Here is a 20,769-nt window from a genome sequence, read left to right as displayed (position 1 = left end):
TGAATAGTTAAATTGAGGTGAACTATTTTAAATTACATAAAATCTTTGTTTTCCAAGCAAAAAAAACAAACAAAACAACCGCTTGAAGCAACATCAAAAAATGTAAAAAACAGAAATTTCAGTGCGATCAAAACAGAACGGTCTTCCCCTGAGAATGTTGAGCGTACCCCTCACTCTCAAAAAAAATTAGCAAAACCTTCCCCTAAAAAAACAATGGGAAATAACTTACCCTCTCATATTTTGCATAAAAAATTTACATTCAATGCTAACCATTACAATATTAGCCCCAAAAATTTTCCGAATAACGCTATTGCTATTGTAAATAAACTAAATAAAGCAGGTTATGAAGCCTATTTAGTTGGGGGCTGCATTCGAGATTTATTGTTGCAATCCCCCTCTAAAGATATTGATATTGCAACGAATGCTCGCCCAGAAGAAATTCAGAAAATTTTTGGTCGCCAATGTCGTATTATTGGCCGCAGATTCCGACTCGCTCATATCGTTTACGGCCGAGAAATTTATGAGGTTGCTACATTCCGTGCCGAACATCAAAATAATAACAACGAAAAAATCTCCAAAACTAGTACGGAAGGAATGATCCTACGAGATAACGTATACGGCACATTAAGAGAAGATGCCGAACGCCGAGATTTCAGTGTAAATGCCCTTTATTATGATCCAACCCATAATCTAATTTTTGATTTCTTTGAAGGTGTCACTGATCTCAAAGCTGGGCGTTTACGCCTTATCGGTGATCCTGTTGTTCGCTATCAAGAAGATCCTGTCAGAATGCTACGAGCTATACGTTTTATGGCAAAACTCGATATGTTCCTTGATAAAGCCAGCGACACACCTATTGCTCAAATGGCACCGTTACTTGGCAACATTCCCCCCGCTCGCTTATTTGAAGAATCACTAAAATTACTTCAATCTGGCAAAGGGCTAAAAACCTATGAATTATTACGCCAATATGGGCTGTTTGAGCAGCTTTTCCCAACATTACGTCCATTTTTTACCGAACATAACGATTCTAATGCAGAAAGAATGCTCATAAAATCCTTACAATCGACAGATGATCGTATCCGTGATGATTTACGGGTTAATCCTGCCTTTCTTTTTTCAGCATTATTATGGTATCCCCTACGAGAAAAAATTGATGAACTAAAAAATGAAGGAGGCTTAAATACGTTTGATGCAATGGCATTAGCAACAAATGAGATTTTAGCCGAAGCTAACCGTGCAGTGGCTTTACACCGCCGACATACAACCGTTATTCGAGATATTTGGGCATTACAATTCCAATTTCCAAAGCGTACAGGCAAGCGCCCACATCAAACACTTGAACATATTAAATTTCGGGCAGGTTTTGATCTATTAGTAATGCGTGCAGAAATTGAGGGCGGTGATCTAGTTGAATTAAGTGCTTGGTGGCATGAATTTCAGTTTAGTAACGATGCACAACGCCAAGAAATGTTACAACACATAAAATATCCACCTAATTTTCTAGATGAAGCACCAAAGAAAAAGCGCAAACCACGTAAACGATTTTATCGTAAGAAAAAATCAGCTACAGCTGAAAACATACCGACAGGAGAAAACTAATGGAAACCGTTTATATTGCTCTTGGCTCAAATTTAGCATCGCCTCTAGAGCAGCTAAAACAAGCGGTAACTTCGCTCCGAAAATTTGCGTATAATCTTGAGATTAGCCCTTTTTACGGTAGTAAACCATTAGGCCCACAAGATCAGCCTGATTATATCAATGCCGTTGCAAAATTTGACACGGATCTCACCGCTCTTGCTTTGTTAGACAGACTCCAACAGATTGAAAATAAACAAGGGCGAGTTCGCTTACGCCATTGGGGAGAACGTACCCTTGATTTAGATATTCTGTTATATGGCAGCCAACAAATCAAAAGTGAACGCTTAATAATTCCTCATTATGATATGCAAAATCGAGAATTTGTAGTTGTCCCCCTATACGATCTTTCCCCCAATCTTCAGCTCCCCAATGGCGAAAAATTAGCAGATCTCTACCGCCAATTTGCTAATCATAAAATGATGAAGTACGCTTAATATATGGGGTATGAGAATACACCTCATACTCTGTCAATATTTATTAAACTCCACTGCTATTTTTAATAGCTTTTTTATTATCATATAGTAAAATTTGTCAATCTATTGTTACATTGGTTTATCTTACTATGTTCCCTATTGTTCCTAAACTTGAAGAATTATTAAAAACAGCAAATGCAGACAAACTTACAGATGATTTTGGCCTTGTTCTTGTATTTATTTTTATTATTAGCCTCCTTTTCTTTATATTCCAAAGTATAAAACCACAAAAAAAATTCTTTTCTAATCTTATTGAATACTCTCCCGTTTTATTAACTTCCGTTGGGATTCTTGGAACATTTACAGGGATAGTTGCTGGCTTATTAAATTTTGATATTAACAATATTGATACCAGTATCAGCTCTCTTCTCGGCGGTATGAAAACGGCATTTCTAAGTAGTGTAATTGGCGTTGCTTTATCTATTCTCTTAAAAATTATTTATAGTTTTCCACTCTCTAAGCAAGCTAATAATCAGAAATTAGATGTTCAATCACTGGTAGGAAAATTTTACGAACAAGCAGAACATACAAAGAAACAGAGCGACCATATTGAATCACTAACAAAAGCAGTAGATCAATTAACCGTTGCTATTGGAAGTAATACTGATAGTAGCTTATTAAGCCAACTAAAATTATTAAGAAGCGATTTGTCTGATAATAATAAAATAACAAAAGAAATATTAGAAAATGGATTTAACCATATTGAAGATATAAGAAAAATAACAAATCAATCTCAAATGCAGTTTATGGTTTTTGAAGACCATCTCTGGAAAAAACTTAACGATTTTGCCGAAATGATGTCTAAATCAGCAACACAACAAGTTATTGAAGCATTAAAACAAGTTATTTCAGATTTTAATAATAATCTTATCGAACAGTTTGGAGATAATTTTAAACAGCTCAACTTAGCCGTTCTCTCATTAATTGAATGGCAAGAAAATTATAAAAACCAATTAAATGAAATGATTAAACTCTATAACTCTGGTGTAAAAACATTATCAGATACCGAAAAATCTATTACCCATATTGAGCAATCAACTCAAGAAATTCCAAAAACAATGAATAATCTAAGCCAAATAATAACAGCAAATCAGCATCAAATTCAGGAGCTAGATAACCATTTAACTGCTTTTGCTGAATTAAAAGATAAAGCTGTTAATGCCGTACCTCAAATCCAATCACAAATTGAACTAATGCTTTCTGGCGTTTCCGAAGGGAATAAAAAACTGATTGAAGGTATTGCTGAAAGTGGTGAAAAACTCAATCAAAACTTAAATAAAGGTGGTGAAGAACTTTATAAAAATGTGAATGAAGTCTCTGAAGGAATTAAAAATTCATCAAATGTATTATTGAATAAAAATCAAGAAATACAACAAACCTTTACTACAATGCAAGATGCTGTGTATTCTACATTTGAGAAATTACTTCAACAACATATTTTCCAAGCTGAGAAAACATTAGCTAATATTGAAAATAATACTAAGAAAACACTTGAAGGTATTGCTGAAAGTGGTGAAAAACTCAATCAAAACTTAAATAAAGGTGGTGAAGAACTTTATAAAAATGTGAATGAAGTCTCTGAAGGAATTAAAAATTCATCAAATGCACTATTAAATAAAAATAAAGAAATACAACGTGAGTTTGAACAACTTCAAATAACATTACACAAAACCTTCGAAGAATTGATGCGAACACATATTTCTGAAAACAGTAAATTAATGCGTAGATTAGAAGAAGAAGGAAAAAATGCTTTAAACATAACAGCTGAAAGCGTAACTAAACAACTTAAATTAATTGATGAATCAATGCAAAGTGAAGTCAATAGAGTAATGAATGAAATGGGTAGAGCATTAGCAACTATTAGTAGACAGTTTACTGATGACTATAAAAAACTTGTAAATGAAATGCATAATATTACCTCTTATAGAAATCGAGGATGATAATGAATACAGATCTATCAAAACTTATTAAAAAATCTGATTCCGAAGATTCTCAGTGGCTTCCTATTTCAGATCTAATGTCAGGCTTGATGATTCTTTTTCTCTTTATTGCAATTAGCCTAATACTTAATACCAAAAAAGTGGCTGATTCTTACCAAAATAATCAAGAAAAAATTTATCAAGCTTTAAAAGCTGAATTTAAACCTAACCTAGCTGAATGGAAAGCAAAAATAGATAAAGAGACACTTACATTTATTTTTACTGACCCCGAAGTATTATTTAAAACAGGAGAATCCGCCTTACAAGATAGATTTAAACATACACTTTCAGAATTTTTTCCTCGTTACCTTAAAGTAATTAATCAATATAAAGATTCGATTAGTGAGGTAAGAATCGAAGGACATACCAGTAGTGAATGGACACATTTAAGCACACCAGATCAAGCCTATTTTGAGAATATGCGGTTATCTCAAGATAGAACTAGATCAGTACTTGCCTTTACTTATCAACTAGAAGAAGTAGCACCTTATAAAGAGTGGATTAAATCAAATATTTCAGCAGTCGGTTTATCATCTTCAAAAATAATTAAAGACAGTAAGGGGAACGAAGATAGAGATGCTTCAAAAAGAGTTACATTCAGAATTATTACTAATGCTGAAGAACAATTACAACGTATTTCGGAGTTGAAATAGATGAAATTAACTGTCGATTTTAGTCAATTATTTATGAATGTAAGAAAAATGGGGGCTACATCAATAGTTGAAATTGACTTACGGAAAGGAGAGAAATTAACTACAGAATTTAATACTGATATAACGACAAGTAAAGGTAAAGAAATAACTCTCGAAGAATTAGAAATTACTGAAGGAATATTTAGCTACCAAGATAAACAAGTTCTACTTTTTATTCCCGATCATAGCTTTAAATATGAATTAGCTATAACAGACATCACACAAAGGAATAAATTTCACCTTACAGACTGTTCAACACTTGAAAATATGAGGAATAAAGGGCGATTTGCACGTTATCATATAACAACAAATAATAGTGGATATTTTGAAATCCATAATAATTCAGGTATAACAGAAGAAGTAGAACTTCAAGTATGCAAAAATTGCCTAATTAAACTAAATTATAAAAACTATTCTAATAATAAGACTAAAGTCTTTAATGAATTTAACTTAGAAGAATGCTTTGCATATTTTCGTCCTTATTTTCGGGAACTCCCTATATATAAAAACCAAGATAAACCTGGATATACTTCTAATTGGAAACAAATTTCTGAAAATTACCGCTATTCTAAAAATTATTGCTGTGAATCTTGTAACGTAAATCTATCTGCATATAAACACTTATTACATACTCATCATAAAGATGGTAATAAACAAAATAATGAAAGAGGAAACTTAAAAGCCGTATGTATTGAATGCCATAGTAAAGAGCCAGATCATCAGCATTTAATTATAAAATTATCTGACTTAACAATACTTTCAAGGCTTAGAAAAGAACAAGGTGTATCAATTGAAACTGATTTTTAATAATTAGTTCCCTTTTATATCAATAATCACTACTTCTGATTGTGAACCTAATCGCATTGGTACGCCCCAAAAACCGTAGCCCGATGTAACAAAATAATGCCCTACACCAATTTTTTCATAACCATAGCTTAATCGGTAGATCAGCGATGTAATCAAATTTGCAGGAAAAATCTGTCCATTGTGGGTATGCCCTGAGACTTGAATGTCAATCGGTAATTGGCTATGTATCATAATATCTGTTGGGCGATGATCCATTAATAAGACGGGAAGTTTAGTATCTACATTTTTTAACAGAATTTCAGCCGTTGGACGTGTTTTATTAAGATCATCATTACGCCCAATAATCGTCAATTTTCCTTCTAAAGTAACCGCTTGATCCCATAAAACTTGAATACCCGCTCGGCGAATTTCCTCTGCGATTGTTTTTTCTTCGCCTAAAAAATCGTGATTACCTAAGGTTGCATAAACACCTAATGGGGCTTGTAATTTGGCTAAATATGGACGCATATTTTCTGCTAAATAAGCATCGACATTATCATCCATAATATCACCCGGTAATAAAATAAGATCAACATTCTCCTTCTTAAAAATAGAAGCGAGCTGCTCCAGCTCTCTCCCGCCAAAAAGTTGTCCTAAATGAAGATCACTTGCTACACCAAGACGTAACGGGGCTAGAGGCTTATCTAATTGAATTGAATAATGAACAATTTTAGATGTGTAAGCATTATATACAGCTAATCCAATCAGCCCAAAAAATGCAATGGGATAACTAATTCGTAGCCCATTTTGCAAAATTTTGATAGGAATAAACCGCTTGCAAGTATTAAAAATGAGCCAAGTGATAAAGCTGATAAAAAAACTAAACAACAGTAAGGTAAGCACAAATGCCACAGGACGAAACATTGGTACAATCAAGCTAACGTGCAAGATCATTGCACTATTTGCGATAAGATAAAGCCAAAGAGTTAATCGCTTACGTTTTTTCACCGATAGATTAAAAAGCCAACCAATGGTACGAGAAAAACTAAATAATAAAAATTGTAAGGCAAATAGCGAAACAACTAGAGTAACATAGTGGCGAGTTTCCATTATCATATAAGATTCGAAAGAATTATTTTACTTATATATTACAACAAATGATGCATATTTCTATTTTTAGAAAAAGAAAAACCCTGCCAATGGCAGGGCTTCCCTTTTATAGCAAACACAACACTGTGTTAAGGAGAAAATATGTCTAAACTATTTTGCAGTGTTTTTAATTTCTGCAAGGTTTTGACTAATTGCGCTTGCTAATTCTGCACTTACTTTCTCAAAATGAGCCATTTGACGCTCAACAATAGAAAGATCAGTAACACCCGCTAAACCTTCTGCAAAGTTACGTGCTACACGAGCTTTTTCTTCAGCATTGAAGATATTATAAAGTGCCGCAGGCTGTGAGTAATAGTCATTGTCATATTCACGGAAGTCAAAATGCGCTGCTTCACGCTCAATTTGTAATGGCACTTGATCATGTGTTGGAATATAAGTGTCAAAACGATTTGGTGCGTAGTTAGGATGTGTACCACCGTTATTATCAACACGCATTGCACCATCACGATGAGTTGTGTGGTATGGGCATTTTGGTGCATTCACTGGGATTTGATGATGGTTTACACCTAAACGGTAACGCTGTGCATCTTGGTAAGAGAACAGACGACCTTGTAACATACGATCTGGAGAAAAACCAATCCCTGGGACGATGTTACTTGGTGCAAACGCAGCTTGTTCTACTTCTGCAAAATAGTTAATTGGGTTACGATTTAACTCTAATACACCCACTTCAATAACAGGGTAATCTGCATGTGGCCATACTTTTGTTAAGTCAAATGCATAATTATGCTTGTGCGCATCAGCTTCTGGCATAATTTGAACTTGTACTGTCCAACGAGGGAAATCACCACCTTCAATTGACTCATATAAATCTTGTTGGTTTGATTCACGATTCTCACCAACTACTTTTGCAGCTTCTTCATTTGTTAAATATTTATGACCTTGCTGAGTTTTAAAGTGGAATTTTACCCAGAAACGTTCGTTATTTGCATTCACAAAACTATAAGTATGGCTACCATAGCCATTCATATGGCGTAAGCTCGCTGGAATACCACGATCTGAGAATAATGTCATAATTTGGTGCATTGACTCAGGGTGGCGAGACCAGAAATCCCATGCCGCATTTGCATCACGTAAGTTAGTTTGTGGATTACGTTTTTGTGTATGAATAAAATCTGGGAATTTTAATGGATCACGAATAAAGAACACTGGGGTGTTGTTACCAACTAAATCCCAGTTTCCTTCTTCTGTATAGAATTTTAAAGAGAAACCACGAACATCACGTTCTGCATCTGCTGCACCACGCTCACCCGCTACTGTTGAGAAACGTAATAATACTTCAGTTTCTGCTCCTGGCTTAAATACCGCAGCTTTAGTGTATTGAGTAATATCAGCAGTTACCTTAAATGTACCATACGCAGCCGAACCTTTTGCGTGAACAACACGCTCAGGAATACGCTCACGAGCAAAGTGTGCTAATTTCTCTTGGAACCAAACATCCTGTAAAAGTAATGGACCACGAGGGCCTGCTGACATTGTATTGTCATTATCAACAACAGGTGCGCCTGCTGCGTTTGTCAAGGTTTTTGAACCGTGATCAAATGGGCATTTTTGTGACATATAGTAATTCTCCTCAATAGAGTTAATAAGTAATCATTTCATTATTGATTATAGAGTGATTACTTTACCTGCTCAAACTATTAAATCAATAAAAATTAACTATTAAATAATATTTATTGATAGTCATTATTAATAAATGAGAGTAATGTCATAACTTCCACCATCAAATCCACGTTCCCCCCTTGAAATTATATTTTTTTACCCTATGTAATATAACGTTTTTTGTAAAGATAAGCGGTTATTTCACCGTTATTTTTGCTAAATTTTAAACTAAATTTCAAATTAAGAGGATAATTATGAGCCAAAATCAACAAACTCACAGTTTTCAGTCTGAAGTTAAACAACTATTACAACTGATGATCCATTCCCTATATTCAAATAAAGAAATTTTCTTACGTGAGCTAATCTCAAATGCATCAGATGCCTCTGATAAATTACGTTTCAAAGCTTTATCTCAACCCGAACTCTATGAAGGAAACGGAGAACTTCGTGTTCGTATTAGTGTTGATGAAGCACTCGGCACACTTACAATTAGTGATAACGGCATTGGTATGAGCCGTGAACAAGTGATTGATCATCTCGGAACTATCGCCAAATCTGGCACAAAAGAATTCTTAAACGCTCTTGGTTCAGAACAAGCAAAAGATAGCCAACTAATCGGACAATTCGGCGTAGGTTTCTATTCAGCCTTTATTGTTGCTGATAAAGTAACCGTTAAAACCCGTGCTGCAGGGCTACCTGCCGATCAAGGGGTAATTTGGGAATCAGCGGGCGAAGGCGAATATTCTGTTGCAGATATTGAGAAAAAAGAGAGAGGCACAGATGTTATTTTACACCTGCGTGATGATGAAAAATCATTCTTAAATGAATGGACATTGCGTGAAATTATCAGCAAATATTCTGATCATATCGGCTTACCTGTTGAAATTCAGACCAAAGAATATGATGATGAAGGCAAAGAAATTGGTACAAAATGGGAAAAAATTAACAAAGCACAAGCCTTATGGACTCGTTCAAAAAATGAAGTTTCTGATGAAGAATATAAAGAATTTTATAAACATATCAGCCACGATTTTGCTGATCCACTCGCTTGGTCGCACAATAAAGTGGAAGGAAAACAGGAATACACCAGCCTACTTTACATTCCAAGTAAAGCACCGTGGGATATGTTCAACCGTGACCAAAAACACGGCTTAAAACTCTATGTACAACGAGTATTTATTATGGACGATGCCGAAGTCTTTATGCCAAATTACCTCCGTTTTATGCGTGGTTTACTTGACTCAAACGATTTACCACTCAACGTTTCTCGTGAAATTTTACAAGATAATAAAACAACTACGGCATTACGTTCAGCACTGACTAAACGTGCTTTACAAATGTTAGAAAAATTAGCAAAAGACAGCCCTGAGCAATACCAACAATTCTGGAAAGAATTCGGCTTGGTACTAAAAGAAGGAGTTGGCGAAGATTTTGCAAACAAAGAGCAAATTGCAGGATTACTCTGCTTCGCTTCTACTCATACTGACAGCAGTGAGCAAACCGTGAGCTTAAACGATTATATTGCTCGAATGAAAGAAGGACAAAAAGCGATCTATTTTGTGACAGCTGATAGCTATCTTGCAGCAAAAAATAGCCCACATTTAGAACTATTTAACAAAAAAGGGATTGAAGTCTTACTATTATCCGATCGCATTGATGAATGGCTCATTAGCCACCTAACTGAATTTAATGACAAACCATTACAAAGCATTACTAAATCTGATTTAGATTTAGGCGATCTAGCAGACAAAGCAGAAGAAGAAACACAAAAAGCACAAGAAAGTGAATTTGGCTCATTCCTAGAACGTTCGAAAACCTACTTCGGCGAACGTGTCAAAAAAGTGGTCTTAACACACCGCTTGACGGATACACCAGCTGTTGTTTCAACCGACAGCGATGAAATGACAACCCAAATGGCAAAACTTTTTGCCGCAATGGGTCAGCAAGCTCCAGAAGTGAAATACACGTTTGAGCTCAATCCTGATCACCCAATGGTAAAACGGATTGCCGATATTAGCGATGAAGAGCAATTTAATAATTGGATCGAACTACTATTTGAACAAGCATTACTTGCTGAGCGTGGTACATTAGAAAACCCAACAGCCTTTATCAAACGAATGAATAGTTTATTAGGCTAAAACAAAAAAGCACCGCAAATGCGGTGCTTTTTATTTTAACTAAATAGGTTATTTATTATCTATGCCTTTAGGATTTGGACCATATTTATTTTCGCCAGATTGGCTATCTTTACACATTAAAACGATAAATGAAATCAACATTATTAAGCCCAATATTGAAACAGGTAATACCAAATCTGCTGTAATACCATTTATCGCCAGATAAATAGATAAATAGATCATTATTAGAGGAAATAGTATCAACAATACCCACCAGCCACTTCTTCCTGTATCGTGTAATCGTCTTACCCCAACAGCTAAAGCAGGTAATAAAACAGCTAATGAATAAATATTACTTATCACTAAACCTCTCCCTAAACTACCACTTTGATAATCTACATAAAGCAATCCCAAAGAGATAATATTGCTTAAAAGAATAAACATCCAATACTCTCTCCGTCTTGCTCGCCCTGAAAATACGGCATATTTTTTCAATACTTCTAAATACCAATTCATAAAATTTTCATTCCCTACATAAGATTAAAAAACAGACTAAATTATAAATTTTCTTAAGATTATGCTACAATCCACAAAACTTATCTTTTACAACCCGAGAAAGTTCCTACTTTCCCGAAATTGTGGTGCAACGATGAAAGTGAATGAAAAATTACGTTTATTACGAGAAAACCATCATCTCTCCCAAGAAGATATGGCAACTAAACTGAGTATGTCCACAAAAGGTTATGCCAAAATTGAACGAGGCGAAACTCGTTCAAATTTGCCACGTTTAGAACAGATTTCTGAAATTTTTAATATGGATATATGTGAATTACTCACTTATGGGGAAGAAGAAAAAATTGTTAATTTAGCGCAATCTGTTTTTAATAATTCCGAAAACTCTCTTAATCATGCTATTATCTCTCTCGGAAATAATGACCTTCAAAAAGAGATAGAAAAATTCCAACTGATTATTCAACATAAAGACGAACTCCTTACGCATAAAGATGAAATCATTGAAAATCAGAAAAAAGAGATTGAATTACTACGGGAAATGAATGCTATTTTAAAATCGAAGAAATAAATATTTTAAAATAGCAAAAATCCCAAACAAACTCACCGCTTATTAGGCTTTTATTAAATTTCTGCTTTCAACCTACGAATTAGATCAGCATTAGCCGGAGGAAATTGCCCTTCTTCTAGCTCAGCTTGATCAAGCCAAAAACCTTCTTGCCCTTCTCGTCCAAAAGGCTCACCTACCCATTCTTCGACTAAATAGAAGAAAAATTCAATAGTTTTAGTTGGATAGTCAAAACAAAAATGCTCATAGGGAAATGCATTTAAAATTTGAATACCGATTTCTTCTTCTAACTCTCTAGCAAGAGCTTGTTCTGGTTTTTCATTTGCTTCTACTTTTCCACCTGGAAATTCAAGAGATTGAGCAAAATCTTGTCCTTCAAGACGCTGGGTAAGATAAATTTGTTTAAATTCATTACGGATAATCCCTGCTGCAACTTTCACCACTGATTTAGACATTATGTTTTACATTCCTAAATATTTAATCACTTATTCATACAATTATGATACAAGCGGTAGGATCTTTAAAATTTTTAATATTAATTTTTTATTTTATCACGATAACGCAGTAAACTAGCTGCTATGTTTATGGATAACCAATGCGTACTATAATAAAGAAGAAAACTATGACAGACAACGAATTTTGTATATTTACAAGCCAATTACAACAACAATTTCCTCATCAGCGAGTCTTACCTTTTGAATTTAAAGGGCAACGTTATTGGCTGAAACAGGTTGAACAGTTACAAGGGCGCGATAAATGGAGTAAAGGTAATCCCCTAAAAGCTTTTGAAAGAGAACGAGATAAATTACATTTTCTCAATAAAATGCAAGCTCCCGTGCCTCAATTAATATTGGAAACACCGACTTACTTTGTATTACAAGATGTTGGTACTCGTTTAGATCATATATTGAAAGAAGTTAATCCTACTCAATATAGTGAGATTTTACAATTAGCAGGTAAAACATTAGCAGATCTCCACCAGAAAGATCTTATTCATGGACGACCTGCACTACGAGATATGACCTATCTAAATGGTAAAATCTCATTTATTGATTTTGAAGCTCCCCTATTTTCACGTCATCTTGAATGGCAAAAAATCCGAGATCTATTACTGTTATTACATAATATGTTCAAAAAACAGGTTGATAAAAAAGAGATAGAAGGAGCTTTACAAGCTTATCGTCAAGAAAATGGAGAAAGGGTTTATCAAATGCTGAGCCGATTTATCTATAAAACACGAGGATTATTTTATCTAATGAAGTGCTTTAAACCTATTGCTGGTGGAGATTTATTGGCGGTACTTCGCCTTTATCAATTTATATTAGAAAAAAGCAATTAAACTCATCTTTGTAATTTATTATTCGTAAAAATAATATAGGGCTAATTATTAGCCCTATATTGTTATTTCATCCGTTATTTAACGCAATTTAAACATATTTGGCTTTGCTTCCGTGACAATGTTTATATTTTTTGCCCGAGCCACAAGGACAAGGCTCATTACGCCCAATCTTTAAGTTAGCAAGATCTTGTTCACTTAATTCATCGCTCCCTTCTTCGTGGTAATGAGAAGATTCTTGTTCCGCTGCTGCTTGACGTTCACGTTCAGCTTGCTCTACCTCTTCTTGACTACGCACTTGAATGCGGCTTAACACACTGATAACATTTACTTTCAAATGATCAAGCATATTGGTAAACATTTCAAAAGACTCTTTTTTATACTCTTGTTTTGGATCTTTTTGAGCATAACCACGCAGATGAATCCCTTTACGTAAGTAATCCATAGCAGAAAGATGCTCTTTCCAAAGCTCATCAAGATTTTGTAACATTACACCTTTCTCAAAGTTATGCATAATTTCTGCACCAACCATTGCTTCTTTTTGAGCATACTGCTCTTTAGCAATATTAATGATACGTTCACGTAATGTATCTTCATCAAGATCTTTTTCTTCATCAAGCCATTTTACTAGCGGTAATTCCATTCCAAACTCTTGATGTAAGCGAATTTCAAGCCCTGGTACATTCCACATTTCTTCAATAGATTGAGGTGGAATATATTGATCAATCACATTATTAAATACATCAGTACGGATCACATCAATCATTGCGGAAATATTCTCAGCATCTAATAAATGATTACGCTGTTCGTAAATTGCCTTACGCTGCTCATTAGCAACATCATCATATTGTAAAAGTTGTTTACGTCCATCAAAGTTGTGAGCTTCAACCTTAGCTTGTGCTGATGCAATCACACGAGTTAAGAGTTTTGATTCCATCGCTTCATCTTCTTCAGTAAACGCTTTACGCATCATATTGAGCTTGCCCTCGTTAAGATAAATTCGCATTAAAGCATCATCTAACGATAAGTAAAAACGAGATGAACCAGGATCGCCCTGACGGCCTGAACGTCCACGTAACTGGTTATCAATACGGCGAGATTCATGGCGTTCTGTACCGATAATATGTAAACCACCTGCTTTCATTACGATTTCGTGCTGTTTTTCCCATTCAGCTTTGATTTCAGCAACTTTTTCTGAAGTTGGGTTATCTAACTGAGCTACTTTCGCTTTCCAGTTACCGCCTAACATAATATCTGTACCTCGCCCAGCCATATTAGTCGCAATAGTTACTGCTCCTGGATACCCAGCATCAGCAATAATTTCTGCTTCTTGAGCATGGAATTTTGCATTCAGTACCTTGTGAGGTATACCCGCTTTTGTCAAGGCTTCTGATAATGCTTCTGACTTTTCAATTGAAATAGTCCCCACTAAAACAGGCTGTTGGCGAGCAATACACTCTTGAATATCTCGGATCACTGCTTTAAATTTAGCTGGTTCACTTTTGAACATCAAATCTGTTTTATCATCACGAATCATTGGTCGATTAGTTGGAATAACTACCGTATCTAATCCATAAATTTGTTGGAATTCAAAAGCTTCAGTATCCGCTGTCCCCGTCATACCTGCTAATTTTTCATATAAACGGAAATAATTTTGGTAGGTAATTGAAGCAACAGTCTGATTTTCCCCTTGAATATTTACCCCTTCTTTAGCTTCAATAGCTTGATGCAAACCATCAGACCAACGGCGACCTGCCATTGTTCTACCTGTATGTTCATCAATAATGACAATTTCACCGTCTTTTACAATGTAATCGACATTTACTTCAAACAATTTATGAGCTCTTAATGCAGCATAAACATGATGCAATAAACTAATACGTGCAGGGTGATAGAGGCTTTCCCCTTCGTGCATCAAACCCATTTGAGTCAGAAGTTCTTCTACTTTAACTTGACCACGTTCAGTTAAGTGAGCCTGCTTACTTTTCAGATCAAGGGTAAAATCTCCCTCACCAATATACTCATCACTATCTTCTTTATCTTGTAAAATCAAATGCGGAATAACTTTATCAATCGCTTGATAAATATGAGTTGCATCTTCAGCTGGTCCTGAAATAATTAAAGGTGTACGAGCTTCATCAATTAAAATCGAGTCCACTTCATCAACTAACGCATAATATAATGGGCGTTGGAAACGATCTTCTTTATTATGTGCTAAATTATCCCGCAAATAGTCAAAACCTAACTCACTATTCGTTGCATAAGTAATATCCGCTTTATACGCTATACGTTTTTCATCATGAGAAATTCCTGGAATATTTACCGCAACGCTCATACCTAAAAATTCAAATAATGGGCGATTCGTTTCCGCATCACGGCGAGCCAAATAATCATTTACAGTAACAACATGTACTCCTTTTCCCATTAATGCATTTAAATAGCAGGGTAATGTTGCGGTTAAAGTCTTACCTTCCCCCGTACGCATTTCAGCAATATTGCGATTAGTTAATACCATTCCGCCTATCATCTGAACATCAAAATGGCGCATACCTAATACACGTTTACTTGCTTCTCGCACTGTAGCAAAGGCCTCATGTAAAAGCCCATCTAAACTTTCACCACTAGCAATCCGCTGTTTAAATTCAGCCGTTTTTGCTTTTAGTTGTTCATCAGTTAGTTTCTCAAATTCAGGTTCTAATTTATTGATTTGCACTACACGTTTATTTAAACGGCGTAAAGTACGTTCATTGCTACTTCCAAAAATAGCAGTCATTAATTTAGTAAACATAAAAATCCTTTCGTTATTTAATTAAAACATTAATACTTATTCATAAAACATCATTAAATAACTGGCCCAGCTCGAATAGGCGGATTAACTAGCGTATCAAAATGATAATAGGAGGTAAAAAGTTGGCAAAATGTTACCGCTTGTTTGATAACAACTTGAAGAGAAAATAGATCTTGTAAGAAAAAATAAATCTGAGTTTCATCAGATTGTGATTGAGCCTTTGCGACTAGCTCACTTAGGGTAAGCGTCTGCTGAATAGGGCTATTTTCAGTTTCATTTGATAACTGAGGGATAGGCAACGCTAAAATCGCAACAATACCAAGAAGAAGTTGCGACCAAAATGCTGATTTATGCAGTTGCTTAAAGAATCTCATTATCATTCATTACTTGAAAAATTATGATTATTATACGCTAATTTTGTAAAATTAGTCAGAATATTAGAGTAAGATTAAGGGAAAACAAACCAAAAGTGATTAAAACAGATGAAAATTCAGCCACTTAAAAATATTAGTGACATTTTACAGAACTCTAGCCTAGCAAAAATTGTCGAACGCAGTAATCAAATCAATTTAATCAACCAAAACATTAAGCAGAGACTGCCAACGCAATATCAAAATCTTTACCGTATAGTAAATTTGTATGATAATTCGTTGGTTATTGAAGTACCAAGTGCTAGTGTTAGACAAGGATTTCTACTACAACAATCCTTATTACTTAAATTGATCCAAACGGACTTTCCGAATATTACTGAATTGGAATTCAAATTGAATCCTGAATTCAAAACTATTTAAATTAACTGAAAGAGGATACTCGAATGAAAAAAATCGTATTAATTGCACTAACTACCCTATTAGGGGCTTGTTCTACATTACCAGAAAAAACAATATCTGGCACATTCAAAGGCACATTACCTTGCGCTGACTGTCAAAAAATTGATGCTGAGCTTATTTTAAATAAAGATAAAACTTACGAATATAATACTGTTTACTTCAAAAATAAAAAACAGCACCCATTTTCAGAAAAAGGCGCTTATATCTGGGATAAAAACAAGGCCGATGTTATTCATTTACAACCAGGTAGCACTTCTGAAATTTTACTAAAAGTTTCAGATAACTACGTTGAAATATGCGACGAAAATGGTGAAGCTCCTCAAAACAATCAGTATAAATTATTAAAAACTGCACCTTAATAAATGGTTCTACTAGCTTTAAATTAAATAAAGCGCCCTCTATAACCATTCTTTTTTATTAAGAACTTATAAAACCCTAGCTTTATAGTTAGGGTTTTATCTTTAAAACGGTTTAAAAACAGTATTAAAGTCCTAGTTATCATATGAAATGATGATGTCTATTGGCTTTTTATAGCATAGCAATCTTAAGTGAGAATAGATAAAATGTTTGTATAGTTATAGAAATTTTGTACAATTCTAGGTGTTATGATAATAGAATGGCGGTGAGAGGGGGATTCGAACCCCCGATACGGTTTCCCATATACACGCTTTCCAGGCGTGCTCCTTCAACCACTCGGACATCTCACCAATCAATAAAAAATGTGCAAGGAATGCACATTTGAATTTCGTTAAACTATACCTGATTTTAATGGTCTAAGCAAGATGTTATAAACTTACGAGAACAATTATTGCCCATGCCCCATACAATTAGGCGATTTAGGTGCAACCTGCCCTGTTTCTACCCATTCTGTTGGAGTATAAATATGCAATGCTAATGCGTGTACACCTGTTTCTAATTCGTGAGCTAAACAAGCATAAATTGCACGATGACGAGCAACCATTCGCATTTCATCAAAAAAAGAGGAAACGAGTGTAACTTTAAAATGAGATTCAGCCCGTCCAGCACTGTGCTTGTGGCTTTCATTTTCGATTTGTAATAAAGTTGGGGAAAATTCTGCCATTAGCTTGGCATTAATCGTTTGTTCTACGGACATTTTTCTACTCCATTTGGAAATTTATGGCAAAATAATACTATACTTTGTCTTAACCTGATTTACAAAATCATCATCACTGACAGAAAGGAAATTTTATGAAATTATCAACCAAAGTCATTACCTTTACAACTTTACTCACAACATTAGTTCTTACAGGTTGTCAAACACCATCGAATACGCTCACCTTCACGACTCCCTCACCAAGCTCAATGTTTGATACCAATAATCAAACTGCATTAGTGAATGTTGCCACCCGTGATTTACGCCCATCTGCTGAAGTGGCAAGTTATACCTCTTCAGGACAAATTACTCGTCTGAATGCTGTACCAGATGTTGCCCAAATGTTTCAACAAGCAATGCAACAAAACCTTAATAGCAAAGGCTTTGCTGTTGTGCAAGGAGCAGGCAACGCCAATGTTACTCTAAACATCAAAAAATTCTTTGCTGATGTAGAACAAGGTAATTTACGCTATAAAATCAATGCCAATATTAATGTTGACGTTGCAGTAAGCGGAACAAGAGGTAATTTCAATAAAAATTTTGCAACCTCTCGCTCTTATGAGGGTGCTTTTGGTGCAAACAACACCGAAATACAGAAAGTATTGAATAACGCTTATTCAGATATGATCCAAACAATCTATAACGATAATGAAATTGGCAATGCTATTCATCAATTTAAATAGTTATTCACAATAGCTTCAACAAGCGGTCAGAATCTAGCATTTTTTGCATTGTGATCGCTTGCCATATTTCCATTCAAATATTTATTACCAGTCTCTTTTAATGCTGTTATAAGGACAATCAATGACTGATACACTTAATCACCAAATCAGCCAAATTATCTCGGCAGAGCTTGCCGTACGCTCAGAACAAATTCTTGCGGCTATACATTTACTTGATGAAGGCAATACGATTCCTTTTATTGCACGGTATCGTAAAGAAGTTACGGGCGGATTAGACGATACCCAACTACGCCATTTTGAAAGCCGTTTAACCTATTTACGAGATCTCAATGATCGCCGCCAAACTATTCTTAAATCCATTGATGAACAAGGTAAACTTACAGATGATCTTCGAACAAAAATAGAGCAGACCGAAAGTAAAACAGAGCTAGAAGATCTCTATTTACCCTACAAACCTAAGCGCCGTACTCGTGGGCAAATTGCCATTGAAGCAGGGCTTGAGCCTTTAGCTGAAAGTCTTTGGAATAATCCAGCTCAACTGCCTGAACAAGTTGCTGAGAAGTATATCAATGCAGAAAAAGGGGTATCTGATATAAAATCCGCCCTTGATGGCGCTCGCTATATTTTAATGGAACGTTTCGCAGAAGATGCTGAATTACTTGCAAAACTTCGCCATTATCTCACCGCTTACGCAACTATTGAAGCTAAAGTAATTGACGGTAAAGAGCAAGAAGGTGAAAAATTCCGTGATTACTTTACACATAGTGAACCTTACAAAACAGTACCCTCTCATCGTGCATTAGCAATGTTTCGTGGGCGTAATGAAAGTATATTATCGCTCTCACTCAATGCAGATCCTAATGCTGAAGAAGGCAGTCGCACAAGTCATTGTGAAGAAATTATTCGTGAACATTTAGGAATAATTTTCAATAACCAACCTGCAGATAGTTGGCGTAACCAAGTCATTAGTTGGACGTGGAAAATTAAAGCCTTACTTCACCTCGAAACTGAGCTAATGGGAACATTACGGGAAAAAGCAGAAGACGAAGCGATTGATGTATTTGCTCGCAACCTTTCAGCACTCTTAATGGCAGCACCTGCTGGAGCAAGAAATACAATGGGGCTCGATCCTGGTCTTCGCACTGGAGTAAAAGTTGCAGTTGTAGATACCACAGGGAAATTACTAGATACCGCCACAATCTATCCCCATACGACTGATCCTAAGAAAGCAGGGCAAATCTTATATTCACTCGGTAAAAAACACCACGTCGATCTCGTGGCAATCGGTAATGGCACAGCCTCTCGAGAAACTGAACGATTTACCAAAGAAGTAATCCAGCAATACGGCGATTGGACACCACAAACTGTTGTCGTTAGTGAAGCAGGTGCGTCTGTCTATTCTGCCTCTGAACTAGCCGCAGCAGAATTTCCAACCCTTGATGTATCGCTACGAGGTGCAGTTTCTATCGCTCGCCGTTTGCAAGATCCATTGGCAGAACTGGTAAAAATTGAACCTAAAGCGATTGGTGTTGGACAATATCAGCACGATGTTAATCAATCCCAGCTCGCTCGCAAACTGGATGCCGTTGTTGAAGATTGTGTAAATGCCGTTGGCGTAGATTTGAATACCGCCTCTGCTTCTCTACTCGCTCGTGTTGCAGGTATGAGTAAAACACTTGCTCAAAATATTGTGGCATACCGTGATGAAAATGGACGCTTTACTAGCCGATCGGACTTAAAAAAAGTACCTCGTCTTGGGCCTAAAGCCTTCGAGCAATGTGCTGGATTTATGCGAATTTTAAACGGGAAAAACCCGCTTGATGCTTCAAGTGTTCACCCTGAAGCCTACCCTGTTGTTGAAAAAATTCTGCAAGCTACCGCTTCTACGCTGAATGAGTTGATGGGAAATTCAACTAAAATTCATAGCCTGCACGCTAACCAATTCGTTGATGAAAAATTTGGTTTACCCACTGTTAATGATATTTTTAAAGAGCTTGAAAAACCGGGGCGAGATCCTCGTGGTGAATTTAAAACTGCAACATTTATGGACGGTGTGGAAACCATTAACGATCTCAAAGCGGGAATGATCTTAGAAGGTACAATTACCAATGTAACTAACTTTGGAGCCTTTGTGGATATTGGCGTTCATCAAGACGGCTTAGTACATATTTCAATGCTTGCTAACAGCTTTGTGGACGATCCACACAAAGTTGTTAAAACGGGTGATATTGTAAAAGTGAAAGTACTTGAAGTTGATGTCCCTCGCAAGCGAATTGCACTCACAATGCGTTTAGACGATAAGCCAACTGAAAAAACTGAAACAAATAGTCCATCTCGCAAGAAATTTGACCGAAATGATCGCTTGCTACGTCAAGAAAAAAGCGTGGGCAATAATGTATTTGCAGACGCACTCAAAGGCTGGAAAAAATAATTTATTTTGCCAAATAATCCCTTGCTAATGCAGGGGATTTATTTTATTA

19 protein-coding genes and 1 tRNA gene are annotated in these 20,769 nt (G+C 35.6%); 12 read left to right on the top strand and 8 right to left on the bottom strand.

The features are described 5' to 3' along the window. Positions 1-45: 45 nt before the first annotated feature. The 5 genes from pcnB to A6B43_RS06905 all read left to right on the top strand — a co-directional run bounded on the left by pcnB (position 46) and on the right by A6B43_RS06905 (position 5,592). Positions 46-1,602: a polynucleotide adenylyltransferase PcnB gene (gene pcnB / locus A6B43_RS06925; protein WP_124210250.1), complete on the top strand. Its 1,557-nt coding sequence runs from the start codon at positions 46-48 to the stop codon at positions 1,600-1,602. Next, a complete protein-coding gene (folK, locus tag A6B43_RS06920; protein WP_124210249.1) occupies positions 1,602-2,075 on the top strand; it encodes a 2-amino-4-hydroxy-6-hydroxymethyldihydropteridine diphosphokinase in 474 nt (157 codons plus the stop codon). Before pcnB ends, folK begins: the two co-directional genes overlap by 1 nt. 128 nt (positions 2,076-2,203) lie before the next feature. Continuing rightward, a complete protein-coding gene (locus tag A6B43_RS06915) occupies positions 2,204-4,054 on the top strand; it encodes a MotA/TolQ/ExbB proton channel family protein (protein ID WP_124210248.1) in 1,851 nt (616 codons plus the stop codon). A gap of 2 nt (positions 4,055-4,056) precedes the next feature. Then, positions 4,057-4,746: an OmpA family protein gene (locus A6B43_RS06910; protein WP_211329677.1), complete on the top strand. Its 690-nt coding sequence runs from the start codon at positions 4,057-4,059 to the stop codon at positions 4,744-4,746. Further along, a complete protein-coding gene (locus A6B43_RS06905; protein WP_124210247.1) occupies positions 4,747-5,592 on the top strand; it encodes an HNH endonuclease signature motif containing protein in 846 nt (281 codons plus the stop codon). It begins immediately after the preceding gene. Between the two features lie 3 nt (positions 5,593-5,595). Here A6B43_RS06905 and A6B43_RS06900 read toward each other — a convergent pair whose 3' ends face one another. After that, positions 5,596-6,681: a metallophosphoesterase gene (locus A6B43_RS06900; RefSeq protein ID WP_124210997.1), complete on the bottom strand. Its 1,086-nt coding sequence runs from the start codon at positions 6,679-6,681 to the stop codon at positions 5,596-5,598. A gap of 150 nt (positions 6,682-6,831) precedes the next feature. Next, on the bottom strand, positions 6,832-8,301 hold the full coding sequence (locus tag A6B43_RS06895) for a catalase (protein WP_124210246.1): 1,470 nt from the start codon (positions 8,299-8,301) through the stop codon (positions 6,832-6,834). A 296-nt stretch (positions 8,302-8,597) separates the two neighbouring features. Here A6B43_RS06895 and htpG point away from each other — a divergent pair, with 296 nt between their 5' ends. Then, complete coding sequence (gene htpG / locus A6B43_RS06890) at positions 8,598-10,481, top strand: molecular chaperone HtpG (RefSeq protein WP_124210245.1); 1,884 nt, start codon at positions 8,598-8,600, stop codon at positions 10,479-10,481. A gap of 48 nt (positions 10,482-10,529) precedes the next feature. Here htpG and A6B43_RS06885 read toward each other — a convergent pair whose 3' ends face one another. After that, positions 10,530-10,976: a DUF805 domain-containing protein gene (locus tag A6B43_RS06885; protein WP_124210244.1), complete on the bottom strand. Its 447-nt coding sequence runs from the start codon at positions 10,974-10,976 to the stop codon at positions 10,530-10,532. Positions 10,977-11,109: 133 nt separating this feature from the next. Here A6B43_RS06885 and A6B43_RS06880 point away from each other — a divergent pair, with 133 nt between their 5' ends. After that, complete coding sequence (locus A6B43_RS06880; protein WP_124210243.1) at positions 11,110-11,541, top strand: helix-turn-helix domain-containing protein; 432 nt, start codon at positions 11,110-11,112, stop codon at positions 11,539-11,541. Between the two features lie 53 nt (positions 11,542-11,594). Here the strand turns inward: A6B43_RS06880 and mutT are convergent, their stop codons facing one another. Further along, the gene (gene mutT, locus A6B43_RS06875) at positions 11,595-11,993 is read right to left on the bottom strand and encodes an 8-oxo-dGTP diphosphatase MutT (RefSeq protein WP_124210242.1); all 399 of its coding nucleotides are present in this window, start codon (positions 11,991-11,993) and stop codon (positions 11,595-11,597) included. Between the two features lie 167 nt (positions 11,994-12,160). On the opposite strand from mutT, the gene A6B43_RS06870 reads away from it, so the two are divergent. Then, positions 12,161-12,877, top strand: a complete 717-nt coding sequence (locus tag A6B43_RS06870; RefSeq protein ID WP_124210241.1) for a BUD32 family EKC/KEOPS complex subunit — start codon at positions 12,161-12,163, stop codon at positions 12,875-12,877. A gap of 88 nt (positions 12,878-12,965) precedes the next feature. Here A6B43_RS06870 and secA read toward each other — a convergent pair whose 3' ends face one another. Together secA and secM are read right to left on the bottom strand one after the other, a co-directional pair. Next, on the bottom strand, positions 12,966-15,662 hold the full coding sequence (gene secA, locus A6B43_RS06865; RefSeq protein ID WP_124210240.1) for a preprotein translocase subunit SecA: 2,697 nt from the start codon (positions 15,660-15,662) through the stop codon (positions 12,966-12,968). A gap of 53 nt (positions 15,663-15,715) precedes the next feature. After that, entirely contained in the window at positions 15,716-16,036 is a 321-nt protein-coding gene (secM, locus tag A6B43_RS06860) for a secA translation cis-regulator SecM (RefSeq protein ID WP_170152413.1), read from the bottom strand. 108 nt (positions 16,037-16,144) lie between these two features. Here secM and A6B43_RS06855 point away from each other — a divergent pair, with 108 nt between their 5' ends. Then, positions 16,145-16,453, top strand: a complete 309-nt coding sequence (locus tag A6B43_RS06855; RefSeq protein WP_124210238.1) for a DciA family protein — start codon at positions 16,145-16,147, stop codon at positions 16,451-16,453. Positions 16,454-16,476: 23 nt separating this feature from the next. Continuing rightward, positions 16,477-16,851, top strand: coding sequence for a copper resistance protein NlpE (locus A6B43_RS06850; protein WP_124210237.1), 375 nt, complete (start codon positions 16,477-16,479; stop codon positions 16,849-16,851). Between the two features lie 258 nt (positions 16,852-17,109). Here A6B43_RS06850 and A6B43_RS06845 read toward each other — a convergent pair. Next, positions 17,110-17,199, bottom strand: a tRNA-Ser gene (locus tag A6B43_RS06845). A gap of 98 nt (positions 17,200-17,297) precedes the next feature. Beyond that, positions 17,298-17,606 (bottom strand): BolA family protein, encoded by a 309-nt coding sequence (locus A6B43_RS06840; protein ID WP_124210236.1) that lies wholly within the window; start codon positions 17,604-17,606, stop codon positions 17,298-17,300. 95 nt (positions 17,607-17,701) lie between these two features. On the opposite strand from A6B43_RS06840, the gene A6B43_RS06835 reads away from it, so the two are divergent. Together A6B43_RS06835 and A6B43_RS06830 are read left to right on the top strand one after the other, a co-directional pair. Then, complete coding sequence (locus A6B43_RS06835; RefSeq protein WP_124210235.1) at positions 17,702-18,289, top strand: YajG family lipoprotein; 588 nt, start codon at positions 17,702-17,704, stop codon at positions 18,287-18,289. 121 nt (positions 18,290-18,410) lie between these two features. Further along, positions 18,411-20,720, top strand: coding sequence for a Tex family protein (locus A6B43_RS06830; protein WP_124210234.1), 2,310 nt, complete (start codon positions 18,411-18,413; stop codon positions 20,718-20,720). Positions 20,721-20,769: the final 49 nt, after the last annotated feature.

This window comes from Vespertiliibacter pulmonis (genome assembly GCF_013377275.1).
Classification (GTDB): Bacteria; Pseudomonadota; Gammaproteobacteria; order Enterobacterales; family Pasteurellaceae; genus Vespertiliibacter; species Vespertiliibacter pulmonis.
The sequence above is the reverse complement of the archived record's forward strand: the minus strand, read 5'-3'. Positions and strand labels throughout refer to the sequence as shown.

Coding starts and splice junctions, on each gene's coding strand:
- A6B43_RS06895 (WP_124210246.1), bottom strand. CDS start 8,301: ATGTCACAAAAATGCCCATTTGATCACGGTTCAAAAACCTTGACAAAC.
- A6B43_RS06900 (WP_124210997.1), bottom strand. CDS start 6,681: ATGGAAACTCGCCACTATGTTACTCTAGTTGTTTCGCTATTTGCCTTA.
- secA (WP_124210240.1), bottom strand. CDS start 15,662: ATGTTTACTAAATTAATGACTGCTATTTTTGGAAGTAGCAATGAACGT.
- secM (WP_170152413.1), bottom strand. CDS start 16,036: ATGAGATTCTTTAAGCAACTGCATAAATCAGCATTTTGGTCGCAACTT.
- htpG (WP_124210245.1), top strand. CDS start 8,598: ATGAGCCAAAATCAACAAACTCACAGTTTTCAGTCTGAAGTTAAACAA.
- A6B43_RS06885 (WP_124210244.1), bottom strand. CDS start 10,976: ATGAATTGGTATTTAGAAGTATTGAAAAAATATGCCGTATTTTCAGGG.
- A6B43_RS06880 (WP_124210243.1), top strand. CDS start 11,110: ATGAAAGTGAATGAAAAATTACGTTTATTACGAGAAAACCATCATCTC.
- A6B43_RS06835 (WP_124210235.1), top strand. CDS start 17,702: ATGAAATTATCAACCAAAGTCATTACCTTTACAACTTTACTCACAACA.
- A6B43_RS06850 (WP_124210237.1), top strand. CDS start 16,477: ATGAAAAAAATCGTATTAATTGCACTAACTACCCTATTAGGGGCTTGT.
- A6B43_RS06910 (WP_211329677.1), top strand. CDS start 4,057: ATGAATACAGATCTATCAAAACTTATTAAAAAATCTGATTCCGAAGAT.
- A6B43_RS06915 (WP_124210248.1), top strand. CDS start 2,204: ATGTTCCCTATTGTTCCTAAACTTGAAGAATTATTAAAAACAGCAAAT.
- mutT (WP_124210242.1), bottom strand. CDS start 11,993: ATGTCTAAATCAGTGGTGAAAGTTGCAGCAGGGATTATCCGTAATGAA.
- A6B43_RS06840 (WP_124210236.1), bottom strand. CDS start 17,606: ATGTCCGTAGAACAAACGATTAATGCCAAGCTAATGGCAGAATTTTCC.
- A6B43_RS06870 (WP_124210241.1), top strand. CDS start 12,161: ATGACAGACAACGAATTTTGTATATTTACAAGCCAATTACAACAACAA.
- A6B43_RS06905 (WP_124210247.1), top strand. CDS start 4,747: ATGAAATTAACTGTCGATTTTAGTCAATTATTTATGAATGTAAGAAAA.
- A6B43_RS06855 (WP_124210238.1), top strand. CDS start 16,145: ATGAAAATTCAGCCACTTAAAAATATTAGTGACATTTTACAGAACTCT.
- A6B43_RS06830 (WP_124210234.1), top strand. CDS start 18,411: ATGACTGATACACTTAATCACCAAATCAGCCAAATTATCTCGGCAGAG.
- folK (WP_124210249.1), top strand. CDS start 1,602: ATGGAAACCGTTTATATTGCTCTTGGCTCAAATTTAGCATCGCCTCTA.